Here is a 16,302-nt window from a genome sequence, read left to right as displayed (position 1 = left end):
CCGTCCGCAACCGCCCCGCGTCCCCGCGGGGCGGTCCGTACCGCCCGCAGCACCGGAGTTCCCATGGCCGCAGTCGTCGATCCTTCCACCAGCAACGCGCTGATCACCAACGACGCCGTCGTGATGGGCCTGCTGGCCGTCACGCTTGGCGCCATCTTCTGGACCTCGTCGCGGCCCGACGGCTTCTGGAAGAAGTTCTACACCTACGTGCCGGCCTTGCTGCTGTGCTATCTGATCCCGGCGATCTACAACACCGTTGGCCTGATCGACGGCAATGCCTCCGGGCTGTACCCGATGGCGCGCGACTATCTGCTGCCCAGCGCCCTGGTGCTGCTTTGCGTCGCGATCGATCTGGGTGCGATCCTGCGGCTGGGGCCCAAGGCGGTGATCATGTTCCTGACCGGTACCGCCGGAGTGATGCTCGGCGCGGTGGTCGCGTTCGGCGTGATGGGAGTGTTCCATCCGGAGACGGTTGCCGGCGAAACCTGGCGCGGGATGACCACGGTCGCGGGCAGCTGGATCGGCGGCGGCGCCAACCAGGCGGCGATGAAGGAGGTGTTCGAGGTCGACAGCAATCTGTTCGGCCAGTTCATCGCGGTCGACGTGCTGGTCGCCAACGTGTGGATGGCGGTGCTGCTGTTCCTGGCCGCGCGCTCGGAGGTGTTCGACCGCTGGACCGGTGCCGACACCTCGGCGATCGAGGACATGAAACGGCGGATCGAGGCCTACCAGGCCGAGCATTCGCGGATCCCGACGCTCGCTGACCTGATGATGATCCTGGCTGTCGGTCTGGGCGCCACCGGCCTGTCGCATCTGCTCGCGGAGCCGATGGTCGTCTGGGTCGGCAGCCTGCCCGAGGCGTGGAATCTGGAAGATTACAGCCTGACCTCGGGCTTCTTCTGGATGGTGGTGTTCGCGACCACGATCGGTCTGGTGCTGAGCTTCACCCGTGTGCGTACGCTGGAAGGCGCCGGTGCGTCCAAGGTCGGCTCGGCGATGCTGTACGTGCTGGTCGCGACGATCGGCATGCACATGGACATTGGCGCGCTGCTCGACAAGCCCGGGCTGTTCGCGCTCGGGCTGATCTGGATCAGCGTGCATGCCGGCCTGCTGTTGGTCGTCGCCAAGTTGATCCGGGCGCCGCTGTTTTTCATGGCGGTCGGCTCGCAGGCCAACATCGGCGGCGCGGCCTCGGCACCGGTGGTGGCCAGCGCGTTCCACCCGGCGCTGGCACCGGTCGGCGTGCTGCTGGCGGTGCTGGGCTATGCGCTTGGCACCTACTGCGCCTACCTGACCGGGCTGATGCTAAGGATCGTCGCGGGCTGAGGCCGCGGCGCGGCACCGGCGTCCGGACCTGATCCGGGCGTCGCGTGCTGCAGTGCAAAAGACGCGGCCGGGCCGGTGCAACTTTAGTCGCAATGCCCGTTTCGGGAGCGTTTTCGGCTTCCAATCCGCCCCCCGACGTTCCATCCTCCGAGCCAGACGCCCCGGGTCGACCGGGGGTGGACGGAGGGCATGCCGTGAGTTCCATCGCGCTTATGATCGTCGGCCTCGCCATCATGGCGGCCGGCTTCTTCTTCTACTCGAAGTTCATCGCCGAAAAGATCTACCGGCTCGATCCGAACTTCCGCACGCCCGCCCATGAGCTGCGCGACGACATCGACTTCGTCCCGACCAACAAGTTCGTGCTGTGGGGTCATCACTTCACCTCGGTAGCCGGGGCGGCGCCGATCGTCGGTCCTGCGATCGCGGTGATCTGGGGCTGGTTGCCGGCCTTCCTGTGGGTCACGCTGGGCACGGTGTTCTTCGCCGGCGTGCACGACTTTGGCGCGCTGTGGGCCAGCGTACGCAACAAGGGCAAGTCGATCGGCACCCTGACCGGCACGGTCATCGGCAACCGCGCCCGCAACCTGTTCCTGGTGGTGATCTTCCTGCTGCTGCTGATGGTGAACGCGGCTTTCGCGGTGGTGATCGCCAACCTGCTGGTCGCCAATCCCGCGTCTGTGATCCCGACATGGGGCGCGATCGTCGTCGCGCTGTGCATCGGCCAGGCGATCTACCGCTTCAAGGTGCCGCTGCTGTGGCCATCGATCATCGGCGTGGTCGTGCTGTATGCGCTGATCTTCGTCGGCCAGTCGTATCCGGTCACCCTGCCCGAGTCGGTGATGGGCTTCGGGCCGAAGGCGCAGTGGATCATCCTGCTGTTCGCCTACGCCGGTGTCGCATCGCTGCTGCCGGTGTGGGTGCTGCTGCAGCCGCGCGACTACATCAATGGCCTGCAGCTGTTCGTCGGCCTGGGCCTGATGTACGCGGCGACCCTGTTCTTCGCGCCCGAGGTGGTCGCGCCGGCGATGAACGCCGACGTGCCTGCGGGCACGCCCGGCATCGTGCCGCTGCTGTTCGTCACCATCGCCTGTGGCGCGATCAGCGGCTTCCATGGACTGGTCGCCTCCGGTACCAGCTCCAAGCAGCTGGACAAGGAAACCGATGCCCGGTTCGTCGGCTACTTCGGTGCGATCGGCGAAGGCATGCTCGCACTGGCCGCGATCATCGCCTGTACCGCCGGCTTCGCGACGCTCGGGGAATGGCAGGGCGTGTACGACAAGTTCGGCTCGGGCGGCGTGGTCGCGTTCGTCAACGGCGGCGGCAACATCCTCGCCAACGGCCTGGGCCTGGATCCCGGCCTGGGCAGCACGATCCTGTCGGTGATGGCGATCCTGTTCGCGGCGACGACGATGGACACCGGCCTGCGCCTGCAACGCTACGTGGTGCAGGAAGCGGCCGAGATCGCCCGGATCAAGCCCGTGCAGAAGGGCTGGCTCGCGACCCTGGTCGCGCTGGGAACCTGTCTGGCACTGGCCTTCGGTGCCGGCGGCGACGGTTCCGGAGGCATGGTGATCTGGCCGCTGTTCGGCACCACCAACCAGTTGCTGGCGGGTTTGACCCTCGCGATCCTGTCGGTGATCCTGATCAAACAGCGGCGGCCGGTCTGGTTCACCGCGATTCCGCTCGCGTTCCTGCTGGTGATGTCGGTGATGGCGCTGCTGGTCCAGCTCGGCAAGTTCTATGCCGAACAGAACTGGCTGTTGCTGGGCATGGACATCGTGATCCTGGTCGCCGCACTGTGGGTGGCGCTGGAGGCGGTGATGGCGATGGCGCGCGGCAGCAGCGGCAGCGGCGAGCCGGTGGCCGAGGGTGGAGCGGGCTGATGGCCGGCAGGGACTCGCGCAAGGACACTCCGCTGGCGCGGATCGCGGCCGGATTGCACGAGTTCTACGTCGCGCCGTACAGACGGACCTTCGCGCGCGCGCAGCGCGACGAGGACGACCTGTTCATGCTGCTGGTGTTCGCCGAGACGCTCGGCGTTCCCAACCCGGCCGCCTGCTACACGATGGAACTGATGCCGGTGATGTACGAGCGCTTCCACGCCTGGCATCGGCGCATGGGCCTGGAGCGCTCGCCGCTGGACCATATCGGCTGCTGCTGAGGCAGGACCGATGCTGCTGGAGCTGGCGCGTTCGCGGCGGGTGCTGTTCGTCGGCGGCAAGGGCGGGGTCGGCAAGACCACGGTCGCCGCGGCGACTGCGCTGGCGATGGCGGAGGAGGGCCGCCGGGTGCTGCTGGTGTCGACCGATCCCGCGCACAACCTCGGCCACTTGTGGGATTGCGAGGTCGGTGCGCGGACACGGCGGCTGGCCCCGGGCCTGGACGGTCTCGAACTCGATCCCGAGCAGACCGCGCGCGCGCACCTGGAAGAAGTCGGCGCGGCGCTGCGCCGGCTGATGCCCGAGCACCTGGCCGGCGAGGTCGACAAGCACATGGCGCTGTCACGCGACACGCCCGGCATGCACGAGGCGGCGCTGCTGGAGCGCATCGCCGAGCTGGTCGAGGAGGGCGCGGATCCAGGCCGTCGCGACGGATACGATCTGCTGGTGTTCGATACCGCACCCTCCGGGCATACCGCGCGGCTGATGGCGCTGCCGGAAATGATGTCCGCCTGGGTCGACGGCATGCTGCACCGGCAGGCGCGCAGCCGTCACTTCGGCGAGCTGTTGCGCGGACTTGGCCGCGACGATTCGGTCGGGGTGCAGGTGCTGGGCGCGCATCCGGGGGAGGAGGGAAACCGGCGGAGCGACGATGGAGAGGCGCGCAACGACCGCATCCGCGGCCTGTTGAATCGCCGACGCCATCGCTTCGAACATCTGCGCGAGGCCGTTGGCGACCAGGCGCGCACCGCCTTCGTCATCGTGCTGACCGCCGAGCGGCTTCCGGTGCTGGAGACCGTCGAGCTGCATGCGCAGCTGCGACGATCCGGGGTCGCCGTCGGCGGACTGGTGGTGAACAAGCGTTCGCCGGCGGATGCTGGCGCGTTCCTGGCCGGGCGGGCACGGCTGGAAGATGGGTATCTGGAGGAGCTGCGCATGGCGCTGCCGGACCTGCCGCTGTTGCAGCTGCCGTTGCTGGAAGGCGAGCCGGTCGGTCGGGAGGCGCTGGCGGCCTTCGCCACGCGCCTGCGGTGAGCACGTCCCGGCCACTCGCCAGAGCTCGGTCGGGAAGGCGTTCCGAAGGGAGTGTGCGGGCCAACGTCCGGAAGAGTGGCCCGGACCGGCACCGCTCTCTCCGGGTGAGAGCGGCGCCCGATCCTGCGCCCGGTTGCCTCAGCGGCCGATACCGGCCTGTTCGGCCGTCTGCTGCTGGGCCACCGGATCCTGCGCCTGTGCGGGGTCGAGACGATGGGCGGCCGTCTCGCGGTCCCAGGTCTGCTGCGCACCCGGGTCGATCTGGCCGGCCAGCAGGCGATCCAGGCGCGCGCTGGCATCCTGACCCAGGTCGACGCGGCCCTGCTCGTGGTCGAAGCGGCGCACCGACAGCCCGGCCGCGTCCTGCGCCTCCATCACCGAATCGATGTAGTGCAGGTCGACCCGGTGCATCAGCATCTTGCCCGGCACGATGCGCTCGAAGAACGACAGCGGATCCGGGTCCGGCAGTTCGATCCGGGTGCCGGGCGCGTCGGGCATCGCGTACTTCAGCGGAAAACTGTCTTCCTGCAGATGGGTCAGGATCTCGCTCTTGACCGAATAACTGCGGATCAGGCCCTGTTCGGCTTCCTGCTTGAGCACGTCGGCGTCGTAGCCGAAGCGCTCCAGCGTGCGGTCGTTGACGCCGGCGGCATTGAAGGTCACCGCCGGCACCTCGTGGACCATGCTGGCGGCCGCGGCCAGGCCGCCGCCGAGCGAGTGGCCGGTGATCACCAGGTTGTCGCCGTACGCGCGCTCGGCCTGTCCGGCCAGCGCGATCGCCTGGTCGTACTGGGCGTCCCGCAGTCCCAGGCCCTGGCGCAGGTTGTGCCTCCAGTCGCGGCCCTCGTCGGTGCCGGTGAAGGCCAGTACCACGTGCCCCTGGTCGTTGGTGTAGAAGTTGGCGCCGAACCCGCTCTTGCCGTCATGCAGCAGGCTCGGGTCGATGCCGGCTTCGCGCAGCGCCGCGTCGTCCATCCGCGACCAGCCGGCTGGAGGGCTCGAATGCTCGAATTCGCGGCCGCGGCGTTCGTCGGTCCAGTTGTAGTTGTCCTGCAGGATCGCGGACAGCTGGCGATCGATCTCGTGGGGCTCGCGGCCAGCGATCTGTCCGGCGAATCCTTCGCCGTGGCCGGGGGTGTTGGAAAGATTCTCCATTTGCGCGTTCATCGCAGCTCCTTGCGGTGGCGGGCCCTCCAGGCCCGTCAGTTGATCGAATTCACGAACCGGCGGATTCAGCGGGTGGCGATGCCCTGGGCCGCGAGCCAGTCACGCACTTGCTGCCGTTCGGCGCGGGCCTGTGCGTTGAGGCGCGCGTCGGAGCCGGCAAACAGAGCATCCTGGAAGGTTTCGCCGCGGCTGTTGACGGCATTCGGGTCGACGCCGGCCTCGAGCAGGCGCAGCACGCATCCGGCATCGTTCACGTTGGCGGCGACGTGCAGCAGGCTGTTGCCCATCGAGTCCTTGCGCTGCAGGTCGACGCCGGCGCCGACCAGCATGTCCAGTTGGGGCGTGCGCCGGTTCTGCACCGCGCGGAATACCGGCGTCCAGCCGGCACGCGGGCTGACGATGTCGACCGGTGCGTGGTGGTCGATCAGCACCTGCAGGTACCGGGGATCCTCGACCATCGCCGCCATGTGGGCGACGGTGTCCTGGTCGGTGGCCGGCTGCGCGGCGTCGGCGCCGGCCTCCAGCAGGGCTGCCAGCGCGGCGGGCTTCTGGTTCCAGATCGCCCATTCGAGCAGGGTGACGCCGTCGTCGCCCTGCGCGGACAGGTCGCTGCCGGGCGCCAGCTCGCGGATGCGGGCGACGTCGCCGGCGGCCACGGCATCGGCCAACGGCTGGATCGACGGATCGTTGAACGGGGTGCTGGATTCTTTCATGGATGCTGACATGCGATTTTGCTCCTTGGCACTACTCGGTCCTGCGGTGCATGAAACCATGACGAGGGCGGCTGCGAGGGCCGCCAATACGGTGACTGCTGTACGCATTACGGATCGCTCCGGTTGCGAAGACGCGGGCCTGGCCTTAAGCCCGCTCGGGCCGAGGTTAGCACGGTTTCCCGACCCTGCCGTATGGAAGCGGGCCCGGAAACGTCCAGTCCGTCACATCGTGCGGGTGCTGGCGACCGCGACGGGGCCGGTCTCCATGCCGTGCATTGTGCCCCCGGCAACCGGCCAGGCGGGACCGAGATCAGACGGGAGCGACCTCCGCAGCGGCACGCCGCGCCGGTGCCGCGGTCACAGCCATCTGGACCGGCGCAGCCATCCATACAAAGCGAGACAGACCGTGATCGTGACGCCGATCAGGATCGGATAGCTGTAGCGTCCGTCCAGTTCGGGCATGTGCTTGTAGTTCATGCCGTACCAGCTGGCGATCAGCGTTGGAGCGGCCAGCAGCGCCGCCCAGCCGGCCAGGCGCTTGACCACCTCGCCCTGGTGGATGGTGACCAGCGACAGATTCACGCTCATCGCCGCGGTCAGCATCTCGCGCAGGGTGTCGGTCGAGTCGTTGATGCGCACGACATGGTCGAGCACGTCGCGGAAGTACAGCTGGCTCTCTTCGTCGATCAGCGCGCCACGCGGCCGGGCCAGCTGGCCGAGGATGTCCTGCAGCGGCGTGACCGCCATGCGCAGCCGGGTCAGCTCGCGCTTGAGGTCGTAGAGCCTCTTCACCGTCTCGCTGCGGAACTCTTCGGCAAAGACGTCCTGCTCCAGCTCGTACAGGTCCTGGCTGAACTCCTGCACGATCGGCATGAAGTTGTCGACGATCAGGTCCAGCACCATGTACAGCGCCGTACCAGAGCCCGGGTGCTCGATATCGGCGGCCTCGCGTTCGAAACGCGCGCGGGCAGGAGCGTAGCTGGTCGACGCGCCGTGGCGCACGGTCACCAGGTAGCGCGGCCCGACGAACAAGTGGCTCTCGCCGAAGCGGATATGGCTGTCGACGCTCTGCGCCGTGTGCGCGACGATGAACAGCGAGTTGCCGTAGCTCTCCAGCTTGGGCCGCTGGTGCGCGTTGCCGGCGTCCTCGACGGCCAGGTCGTGCAGGTCGAACTCCTCCTGCAGCTTTTCGAGCAGGCCCTCGTCGGGTTCGTACAGGCCGATCCAGACGAAGCTGCCGTCGTCCACCGCCAGGACATCGCTGATCTCGTCCAGGCCGATGTCGCGCCGGCGTCCCGCGCGGTCGTAGACCACGCAGTTCACCACGCAGGATGGCAGCGAGGGATCCTTCATGCCGCGCATCGTGCCCCCGCGGCGGAGGCTCGGCAAGCTCAGCGCCGGCCCAGGCCCGACAGCAGACCCAGGTGGACCGGCCACAGCAGCACGATCCAGTGCAGGTTGCGTTGCGGGTATGCCTGCAGCCAGTAGAAGAACAGGGCGGCCACGGGCAGCAGCGCGACGACCGCCAGCAGCGTCGCGAACCAGGCGCGGGGACGTCGCCCGCGCAGCACCTGCCACGCGCCCGGCAGCAGCAGCCAGCACAGCGGGCTGAACAGCAGCAGGTTGCGATTCGCCCATCCGAAACGATGCTCGGTACCGAACCAGACGAACAGCATCACCGCACCCAGGGCGCCGCACAGCAGCCAGAACGGTGCCGCAATGCCGGCGGTCAGCCGCGGATGCCGGCGGCCGAGCCAGGCCAGGCCAAGGCCGGCCGCGATTCCGGCCAGCGCCCACGGCCACCACCGCGGCCTGCCCTCGGCTGGCTCCGGCGGCAGCCGGTGCGGCAGCAGGGTCTGTTCGGACGCGACCAGCGGCTCGCCGGTGGCCGGATTGTCGACCTCGCGCAAGGCCGCCTGCAGCCGCATCGGCACGAACGACTCGCCCCACAACGGCTGCGGAACATCGGCCGCCGGACCCAGGCCGAGGTCGAAGCCCAGCCACATCCACGGCGCCGGACGGGCCAGCCGCAGCGCCTCGCTGCGGAAGCTGGTGCCGTGCGAGCGTCCCTGCAACTGCCGCTCGAGGCCGCCGCCGAGCGCCGCATCGAGCGCATCGCGGACCCGGGTCGAGCAGTTGTCGAGAAAGTAGTCGTAGCGGTAGCGCGCGTTCTCGGGCAGCGCGTTGCGCGCCAGCGCATCCGCCAGCGCGCCCGCCTGCGCCGGGGTCAGGTCCAGCCACTGCACCGAGACGCCGCGGCCGACCCGGTCGTAATAGGCGAGGTCGTCGGTGAACGGAATCACCGCAAGCATGTAGCGCATGTCGCCGCGGACGAAGCGGGCGACGAAGTCGGGTTCGGTGGGGTCGAAGAAGCCGTAGTTGTAGGCCAGCGCCTGTCCGTTCGCAGGGTCGTCGACCAGCAGTGCGTTGTGGCCGAAGCGTTCGAAGAACACCTCGCCCGGCAGCATCGTCACGATCCCGATCCTGGGCGGCGGTGCGGACAGGGCGGCGGGTGCGGATCCGGACGGCGCGGCCCCGGGTGCCGGCGTCTGCGCGACGGCACCGGCCGATACCAGCATCGCCAGCGTCCACAGTCCGACGGCGAGCCAGCCGCGCAGCCGGGCCGAGCGCCCCCGGCGCTCACGCATCGCCGAGGATGCCCACGTGGAAGGCATGTACCCGGCGCGCATCGGCGCTGGAGACGCGGAACACGAAACGGCCCAGGGTCAGTTCCTCGCCGGCCTCGGGCAGATGGCCGATCGCGGCGATCACCAGTCCGCCGATGGTGTCGTATTCGTCGTCGTCGAAATCCGCGCCGAAGCGCTCGTTGAAGTCGTCGATCGGGGTCAGCGCATCGACCACGAACTGGCCGTCCGCCTGCGCGGCGATCAGCGCGTTCGGGTCCTCGGCATCGTCGTGCTCGTCGTCGATCTCGCCGACGATCTGCTCCAGCACGTCCTCGATCGTGAGCAGGCCGGCGACGCCGCCATACTCGTCGATCACGATCGCCATGTGGTTGCGGCTGAGGCGGAATTCGCGCAGCAGCACGTCCAGGCGCTTGGACTCGGGGATCAGCACCGCCGGGCGCAGCAGCTCGTGGATGCCGAGCGGACCGTCCTCGGTGGCGATCACCGCGCGCAGCAGATCCTTGGCGAGCAGGATGCCGAGGATGTCGTCCTTGTCCTCGCCGTGGACCGGGAAGCGGGAGTGGCCGGATTCGACCACGTCCTTCATCAGATCCATCAGCGGCGCTTCGGCCGCCAGCATGACCATCTGCGAGCGCGGCACCATCACATCGCCGACGCTGAGATCGGAGACGCCGATCGCGCCCTCCATCATCGCCAGGGTGTCCGCCGCGATCAGGCCGTCGGCCTGGGCGTCCCTGAGCAGTTCGACCAGGTCCTCGCGGGAGGTAGGCTCGCCCGACAGTGCCGAGCTGATGCGTTCCAGCCAGGAGCGCCGCTTCTCCGGGTGCTTGCCTTCGTGCGGCTTCTCGTGGAGCCGGTCGGCGTGTTCTGGGGTTTGGGTACTACTGTCGTCCTCGGACATTGCGTCTGCAGAAACGCCCGCGGGGGTTGGGCGCGCCAACCCAGTCTACCGCGGAATCGGGGCGTGCCGCCCGTCCCGGCGGGTGGGCCGGGTGCCATGCCGGGACGGCGGGGCGAACCGGTGGCCGCGGCGGGACCGGCAGCGCCTGCCCATGCCGTCAGCCGTCGCGGTAGGGATCGGCGATCCCGAGAGAGGCGAGGATCTCGCGCTCCAGCCCTTCCATGCATTCGGCCTCGCGTTCGTCCTCGTGGTCCCAGCCGAGCAGGTGCAGGGCGCCATGTACGGTCATGTGGGCGTAATGGAACGCCAGCGGTTTCTTCTGTTCCCGCGCCTCGCGCGCGACCACCGGAGCGCAGATCACAAGATCGCCCAGCAGCGGGAACTTCACGTTCTTCGGCAACCCCTCGGGTATCTCCGCGGGAAAGCTGAGCACGTTGGTGGCGTAGTCCTTGCCGCGGTAGTGGCGGTTGAGCGCGCGGCCCTCGCGCGCGTCGACGATGCGGATCGCCAGGTCGGCCTCGCGGATGCGGCCGTCGAGCGCGGCTGCGACCCACTTGCGGAAGCTCACCGCCGCCGGGATGCCGGTGCGCGGCAGGCCGTAATGGACGGCGACATCGAGACGCACGGGCCCTCTGGTCATGGCGCGGATCCGGTCGCCTTGTCGGTGGCGTCGCGCGCATCGTAGGCGTTGACGATCCGTGCGACCAGCGGATGCCGGACCACGTCGCGCGACTCGAAGAAGGTGAAGGAAATCCCTTCGACCCCGCGCAGCACCTCCAGCGCGTCCTTCAGTCCCGATTTCTGGTGGCGCGGCAGGTCGATCTGGGTCATGTCGCCGGTGACCACCGCGGTGCTGCCGAAGCCGATCCGGGTCAGGAACATCTTCATCTGTTCGATCGAGGTGTTCTGCGCCTCGTCGAGGATCACGAAGGCGTCGTTGAGCGTGCGTCCGCGCATGTAGGCGAGCGGCGCGATCTCGATGACGCTTTTCTCCAGCAGCTTGACCACCTTCTCGACCCCGAGCATCTCGTACAGCGCGTCGTACAGCGGACGCAGGTAGGGATCGACCTTCTGGGTCAGGTCGCCGGGCAGGAAGCCGAGCTTCTCGCCGGCCTCGACCGCCGGCCGTACGAGGATCAGCCGGTGCACGCGGCCGTCGTTCAGCGCCTCGACCGCACTGGCGACGGCGAGGAAGGTCTTGCCGGTGCCGGCCGGGCCGATGCCGAAGTTGATGTCGTGGGTGGCGATCGCGTGCAGGTACTTCTGCTGATTGGCGCCGCGACCGCGGATCGTGCCGCGCTTGACGCGGATCGAGACATCCTGCGGTTCGTAGTCGGTTTCGATCCGGTCGGCGCCGGCCTCCGCCAGGTGCAGGTGCACCGCCGACTCGTCCAGGGTCTCGCGGCCGGCGTCGTCCCACAGCGCGCGCAACAGCTTCTCCGCACGCGGAAGGGCGTCGCCGGGGCCGGTGATGCGGAAGACGTTGCCGCGGTTGGCGATCTCCACGCCGAGCCGCAGTTCGAGCAGGCGCAGGTGGCTGTCGAACGGGCCGGCCAGGTTGGCCAGGCGTTCGGCGTCCGCGGGATCGAGGGCGAATTCGGACGCTGTCGTCCGGACGGTGGCGTCGTTCAAGGAAAGCTCGTTCGTTGATGGGGGAGGGCGCGAGGCGCGGCCGCAGGTCGGCATCGCGGGGAGCTCCGTCGGCGGACTGTCGGCGACAGGCGGGGACGGGATGGCCGGTTCGTATCGCCAAGCTTGCGCCCATGCGGCGGTTTTCGCAAAGCTGTGGTCGCCGGTCGTCGTGACGCGAATGTGGCTCAGTCGGGCCGGGTCGTGCGATCGCGACGTACCGCGCCGGCCCACGCCATCACACCGGCCACGAACACCAGCACGCCGCCGACCAGGTAGAGCCAGGCGACCGTGTCGGCGCCGCTGTCGCGCATCGCCCGGGTGAAGAAGCGGATCACGCCGAGCAGCCCCAGGCTCCACAGCCACAATGCCAGCGCGTTGCTGCGCAGCCATCGACGGAAGGAGCGGGGCTGAGGTGGGCGCGACGGGGGCATCCGTGGAAGCTCGGCGGGCGGGGGCCCACCTTACCTTTGCCGGGGTGTCCACGACTTGCCGGATCTGGCGTTCACGGCTCCGTCTACCGCTCGTCGGACGGGACTTGAAATAAAATTAATTGATTAATTAATATTGATGCATGACGAACAGACCCGCTGCCGAGAAGAAACCGCGCGCCCCCGGCAAAGGCGCCCCTCGCCGTGCGCCGGGGCGTCCCGGCGCGGATGCGCCCGATCAGCGCGAGCGCGTGCTGGACGCCGCGATCGCGTGCTACGTCGAGCAGGGCATCGCCGGCACCACGCTGAAGCGGATCGCCGACCGTGCCGGAGTCAATCCGGCGCTGCTGCACTACTACTTCGGCGACAAGGGGCAACTGCGCGAAGCGGTGGTCGAGGAGCGGATCCTGCCGGCGTTCGCCGGGCTGCGGGAGCGGATCGTGCGCGACGGCGGCGACATCGCGGGACTGGTCGGTGCGTTCGTCCATGGCGTCGGCGTCGTGGTCGCCGAACATCCGTGGCTGCCGTCGCTGTGGGTGCGCGAGGTGCTGTGCGAGGGCGGCGGCCTGCGCGACGTGCTGTTCGAGCGGGTCGGCCCGCAACTGCCGCTGATGATGGCCGGCCGTTTCGCCGAGGCGCAGTCGCGTGGCGGGATCAATGCCGATCTCGATCCGCGCCTGCTGATGGTGTCGCTGGTCGGCCTGACCCTGTTTCCGGTCGCCGGAGCGCCGATCTGGAGACAGTTGTTCCAGGCCGAGGATCTCGATTTCGACGCGCTGCGCCGGCACACCCTCGCCCTGCTCGACCGGGGCCTGGAGCTGGCGCCCGCCGGCCACTCCTCGACAGGCCCGGCCGCACCTGCCGGTCCGCAGCGCGAGCAGGCGTGAGAAAGCGCATGGCGACGCACGACCGAACGCCGCCGCCGGGGTGCAGGCCAGCGGAACCTGTCCTCCAGGGCACGTCCATGCGGCTGCGCCGTGGTGTCGTCCCTTCTGCCCGGCAGTTGCACAAGAGCAATGCGGTCCATCCGGGCCGCACATCACCGACCTTTGTCTCCGCCGCTGGCGGAACCGGAGAAGAACGCATGAAGCGAACGATCACGCGCCTGGCCTGCGGCATGGCGCTCATCCTGTTGTCCGCATGCGGACGCGACGCGCCCGATGCGCTGGGCACGCTGGAGCGGGACCGGATCACGCTGCCTGCGCCGGCGGCCGAGCGCATCGTCGCGATCGACGTGCGCGAAGGCCAGCCGGTCAAGGCCGGCGAGCGGGTGATGCAGCTGGAGCCGGACCGGACCGGGGCGCGACTGGACGCGTTGCAGGCGCAGGTGCGCCAGGCCGGCGAAGCGCTGGCCGAACTCGAGGCCGGGCCGCGCAGCGAGGCGATCGACCAGGCCCGCGCCCAGCTCGCGGCGGCGCGTGCGCAGGCCGCCGACGCCCAGGCCTACTACGCCCGTGTCGAGCCGCTGGGCCAGCGGCAGCTGGTGTCCGCTGCCGAGGTCGATCGCGCCCGTGCCGCCGCCGGCAATGCCGGCGCGCAGGTGCGCGCGGCGCAGGCGGCCCTGCTGGAACTCGAGCACGGCACCCGCGCCGAGCGGCTCGCCCAGGGACGGGCGGCCGAAGCCGCGGCCAGCGCCGAGGCCACGGCCCAGCGGGTCACGCTGGAGAAGCTCTCGCTGGTGGCGCCGCGCGATGCGATCGTCGAGAGCCTGCCGTACAAGCTTGGCGACCAGGCGCCCCCGGGAGCGCCGCTGGCGGTGCTGCTGGTCGGCGACGCACCGCATGCGCGGGTCTACGTGCCCGAGCCGGTGCGTGCGGGTGTCCATGTCGGGCAGCGCGCCCGGGTCCGGGTCGAAGGCGTCGATGCCGCATTCGAAGGTCGGGTCCGGATGATCCGCAGCGAACCCAGCTTCACGCCGTACTACGCGCTGACCGGCGAAGACGCGGCGCGGCTGAGCTATCTGGCCGAGATCGCGCTGGAAGGCGACGCCGCGCGCGGGCTGCCGGTCGGATTGCCGGTCCAGGTCGAATTCGTCGGCGACGTACCATGAGTGGCATGCACGCACAGGCGGCCGCGGCGCCCGGGGTCGCGATACGCGCGCGCGGGCTGACCAAGCGTTTCGGCGACCTGGTCGCGGTCGACAAGGTCGACCTGACCGTGCCGAAGGCGCACGTGTACGGCTTCCTCGGGCCGAACGGCTCGGGCAAGACCACCACGATCCGCATGCTCTGTGGCCTGCTCGGCCACGATGCGGGTTCGGTCGAGGTGCTGGGCCTGAAGGTGCCCGAGCAGGCGGAAACGCTGCGCCAGCGGATCGGTTACATGACCCAGCGCTTCTCGCTGTTCGAGGACCTGTCGGTGCGCGAGAACCTCGAGTTCATGGCCGCCGCGCAGGGCGTACCGAAGGCTCGGACCCGGGCACGTATCGAGACGCTGATCGAGCAGTACCACTTCAGCGACCGCCGCGATCAGCTGGCCGGGACGATGAGCGGCGGCCAGAAGCAGCGGCTGGCGCTGGCCGCGGCCACGATCCACGAGCCCGAGCTGCTGTTCCTCGATGAGCCCACCAGCGCGGTCGACCCCGAGTCGCGCCGTGATTTCTGGGAGAAGCTGTTCGAGCTGGCCGACGCCGGGACCACCCTGCTGGTGTCGACCCACTACATGGACGAGGCCGAGCGCTGTCACCGGCTGGCGATCCTGGACCGCGGGGTGCTGGTCGCCGACGGCACTCCGGCGGAACTGACCGGCAAGCTCGCCGGCCGTGCCATCGAGGTCCGCGCCGGGCAGCCGCGGCGTGCGCAGAAGGCGTTGCTGGAGGTGTCCGGCGTGGTCAGCGTCGCGCAGATCGGCAATGCGCTGCGGGTGCTGACCCGCGAGGACGGCGACGCCGGAGCGCGCATTCGCGATGCCCTGCGCGAGGCCGGACAGGATGCTTCGGTCGAGGCGGTGGCGGCGAATCTGGAGGACGTGTTCGTCGACGCGACCCGCGGACGCCTGCCATCCGCGGACCGTGACGGCAAGGAGGATCGGGCATGAACTGGCGACGCCTGCTCGCGATCGTGGTCAAGGAGATGCGCCAGCTGCGCCGCGACCGGATCACCCTGGCGATGATCGTCGGCATTCCGGTGATGCAGCTGGTGCTGTTCGGCTATGCGATCAACCTCAACCTGCGCGGCCTCGACGCCGCGATCGCCGATCAGGCCGGTACCAGCGGCTCGCGGGCGGTGGTGATGGACATGCTCGCGACCGGCGTGATCCGCCCGGTCGCCGAGGCCGACAGCCCACAGGAGCTGGTCGCGATGCTGCGACGGGGCGAGATCAGCGTCGGCGTGGCGATTCCGCCCGATTTCGAGCGCCGGCGGATCGACGGCCGGGAGGCGGTGCAGGTGATGGTCGACGGCAGCGACACGGTGGTCCAGAGCGCGGCGATCCAGCTGGCGCGGATGCCGATCGTGGACACTGGCGACGGCGCGACCGTGCGCGGGGATGCCGCCGATCCGATCGGCGTGGTCGCGTTCTACAACCCGGAGCGGCGCTCGGCGGTGAACATCGTGCCGGGCCTGATCGGTGTGATCCTGACGATGACGATGGTGCTCTTCACCGGTGTGGCGATCGTCCGCGAGCGCGAGCGCGGCAACATGGAGCTGCTGATCGCGACCCCGATCAGCCGCTCCGAGCTGATGGTCGGCAAGGTGCTGCCGTACGCGGTCATCGGTCTGGTCCAGACCACGGTCGTGCTGCTGCTCGGGCTGTGGCTGTTCAAGGTGCCGGTGCTCGGCAGCGTGCTGCACGTGTATCTGGCGGCGGTGCTGCTGATTCTCGCCAACCTGACCCTCGGCCTGCTGATCTCGACCAAGGCGCGCTCGCAGTTCCAGGCGATGCAGATGACGTTCTTCGTATTCCTGCCGTCGATCCTGCTGTCGGGCTTCATGTTCCCGTTCGCCGGCATGCCGCAGGTCGTGCAGTGGATCGCCGAGGTGCTGCCGCTGACCCATTTCCTGCGCCTGATCCGCGGCGTCATGCTGCGCGGCGCCAGCCTGTGGGAACTGTGGCCGGACGTGCTGGCGCTGGTCGCGTTCACCACGGTGATGATGACCCTGGCGATCCTGCGTTTCCGCAAGCGCCTGGACTGACCGCGGATGCTTCCGGCCGGAGGAGCGGCATGAGCCGCGATGGGCATTGCTGGGACGGCCGGAATCGCGGCTCACGCCGCTCCGACATCAGACGGTCATGCATGGCTCCAGCCCCCTGAGTCAGGGGGCGATTCGCGCGCAGCGCGAATGGGGGTGTGGA

At 69.2% G+C, this 16,302-nt stretch carries 16 protein-coding genes; 8 read left to right on the top strand and 8 right to left on the bottom strand.

Features of this window, described 5'->3' with window-relative positions; translation table 11 throughout:
- The first annotated feature begins 63 nt into the window (after positions 1 to 63).
- From L3V18_RS11410 to L3V18_RS11395, 4 genes are all read left to right on the top strand, one after another.
- The gene (locus tag L3V18_RS11410) at positions 64 to 1,326 is read left to right on the top strand and encodes a DUF819 family protein (RefSeq protein WP_237054965.1); all 1,263 of its coding nucleotides are present in this window, start codon (positions 64 to 66) and stop codon (positions 1,324 to 1,326) included.
- 194 nt (positions 1,327 to 1,520) lie between these two features.
- Entirely contained in the window at positions 1,521 to 3,209 is a 1,689-nt protein-coding gene (locus L3V18_RS11405) for a carbon starvation CstA family protein (RefSeq protein ID WP_237054963.1), read from the top strand.
- Entirely contained in the window at positions 3,209 to 3,487 is a 279-nt protein-coding gene (locus L3V18_RS11400) for a cory-CC-star protein (protein ID WP_237054961.1), read from the top strand. The genes L3V18_RS11405 and L3V18_RS11400 overlap by 1 nt, the downstream gene beginning before the upstream one ends.
- 10 nt (positions 3,488 to 3,497) lie before the next feature.
- Complete coding sequence (locus L3V18_RS11395; RefSeq protein ID WP_237054959.1) at positions 3,498 to 4,520, top strand: ArsA family ATPase; 1,023 nt, start codon at positions 3,498 to 3,500, stop codon at positions 4,518 to 4,520.
- 138 nt (positions 4,521 to 4,658) lie between these two features.
- On the opposite strand, the gene L3V18_RS11390 is transcribed toward L3V18_RS11395, so the two are convergent.
- The 8 genes from L3V18_RS11390 to L3V18_RS11355 all read right to left on the bottom strand — a co-directional run bounded on the left by L3V18_RS11390 (position 4,659) and on the right by L3V18_RS11355 (position 12,012).
- Complete coding sequence (locus tag L3V18_RS11390) at positions 4,659 to 5,675, bottom strand: Tle-like phospholipase domain-containing protein (RefSeq protein ID WP_425493522.1); 1,017 nt, start codon at positions 5,673 to 5,675, stop codon at positions 4,659 to 4,661.
- A gap of 77 nt (positions 5,676 to 5,752) precedes the next feature.
- Entirely contained in the window at positions 5,753 to 6,508 is a 756-nt protein-coding gene (locus tag L3V18_RS11385; protein ID WP_425493515.1) for an ankyrin repeat domain-containing protein, read from the bottom strand.
- Positions 6,509 to 6,757: 249 nt separating this feature from the next.
- Positions 6,758 to 7,762, bottom strand: coding sequence for a magnesium/cobalt transporter CorA (gene corA / locus L3V18_RS11380; RefSeq protein WP_425493514.1), 1,005 nt, complete (start codon positions 7,760 to 7,762; stop codon positions 6,758 to 6,760).
- Between the two features lie 29 nt (positions 7,763 to 7,791).
- Complete coding sequence (locus tag L3V18_RS11375) at positions 7,792 to 9,048, bottom strand: lipoprotein N-acyltransferase Lnb domain-containing protein (RefSeq protein WP_237054953.1); 1,257 nt, start codon at positions 9,046 to 9,048, stop codon at positions 7,792 to 7,794.
- Positions 9,041 to 9,949 carry a CorC family transporter gene (locus L3V18_RS11370; protein ID WP_237054951.1) on the bottom strand — a complete coding sequence of 303 codons (909 nt, stop codon included), beginning with the start codon at positions 9,947 to 9,949 and terminating at the stop codon, positions 9,041 to 9,043. The genes L3V18_RS11375 and L3V18_RS11370 overlap by 8 nt, the downstream gene beginning before the upstream one ends.
- A 157-nt stretch (positions 9,950 to 10,106) precedes the next feature.
- Positions 10,107 to 10,589 carry an rRNA maturation RNase YbeY gene (ybeY, locus tag L3V18_RS11365; protein WP_237054949.1) on the bottom strand — a complete coding sequence of 161 codons (483 nt, stop codon included), beginning with the start codon at positions 10,587 to 10,589 and terminating at the stop codon, positions 10,107 to 10,109.
- A complete protein-coding gene (locus L3V18_RS11360; protein WP_237054947.1) occupies positions 10,586 to 11,635 on the bottom strand; it encodes a PhoH family protein in 1,050 nt (349 codons plus the stop codon). The genes ybeY and L3V18_RS11360 overlap by 4 nt, the downstream gene beginning before the upstream one ends.
- Before the next feature lie 131 nt (positions 11,636 to 11,766).
- Positions 11,767 to 12,012 (bottom strand): hypothetical protein, encoded by a 246-nt coding sequence (locus L3V18_RS11355; RefSeq protein WP_237054945.1) that lies wholly within the window; start codon positions 12,010 to 12,012, stop codon positions 11,767 to 11,769.
- Positions 12,013 to 12,152: 140 nt separating this feature from the next.
- Here L3V18_RS11355 and L3V18_RS11350 point away from each other — a divergent pair, with 140 nt between their 5' ends.
- From L3V18_RS11350 to L3V18_RS11335, 4 genes are all read left to right on the top strand, one after another.
- Positions 12,153 to 12,896: a TetR/AcrR family transcriptional regulator gene (locus L3V18_RS11350; RefSeq protein ID WP_237054944.1), complete on the top strand. Its 744-nt coding sequence runs from the start codon at positions 12,153 to 12,155 to the stop codon at positions 12,894 to 12,896.
- Positions 12,897 to 13,093: 197 nt separating this feature from the next.
- The gene (locus L3V18_RS11345; RefSeq protein WP_237054942.1) at positions 13,094 to 14,059 is read left to right on the top strand and encodes an HlyD family secretion protein; all 966 of its coding nucleotides are present in this window, start codon (positions 13,094 to 13,096) and stop codon (positions 14,057 to 14,059) included.
- A 41-nt stretch (positions 14,060 to 14,100) separates the two neighbouring features.
- A complete protein-coding gene (locus L3V18_RS11340) occupies positions 14,101 to 15,045 on the top strand; it encodes an ABC transporter ATP-binding protein (protein ID WP_237055305.1) in 945 nt (314 codons plus the stop codon).
- Entirely contained in the window at positions 15,042 to 16,142 is a 1,101-nt protein-coding gene (locus L3V18_RS11335; protein WP_237054940.1) for an ABC transporter permease, read from the top strand. The genes L3V18_RS11340 and L3V18_RS11335 overlap by 4 nt, the downstream gene beginning before the upstream one ends.
- Positions 16,143 to 16,302 lie beyond the last annotated feature (160 nt).

Origin of the sequence: Marilutibacter chinensis, assembly GCF_021725675.1 — a bacterium.
GTDB lineage: Bacteria > Pseudomonadota > Gammaproteobacteria > Xanthomonadales > Xanthomonadaceae > Marilutibacter > Marilutibacter chinensis.
Note: the sequence above shows the minus strand (reverse complement) of the source record. Positions and strands in the feature narration are given on the sequence as shown.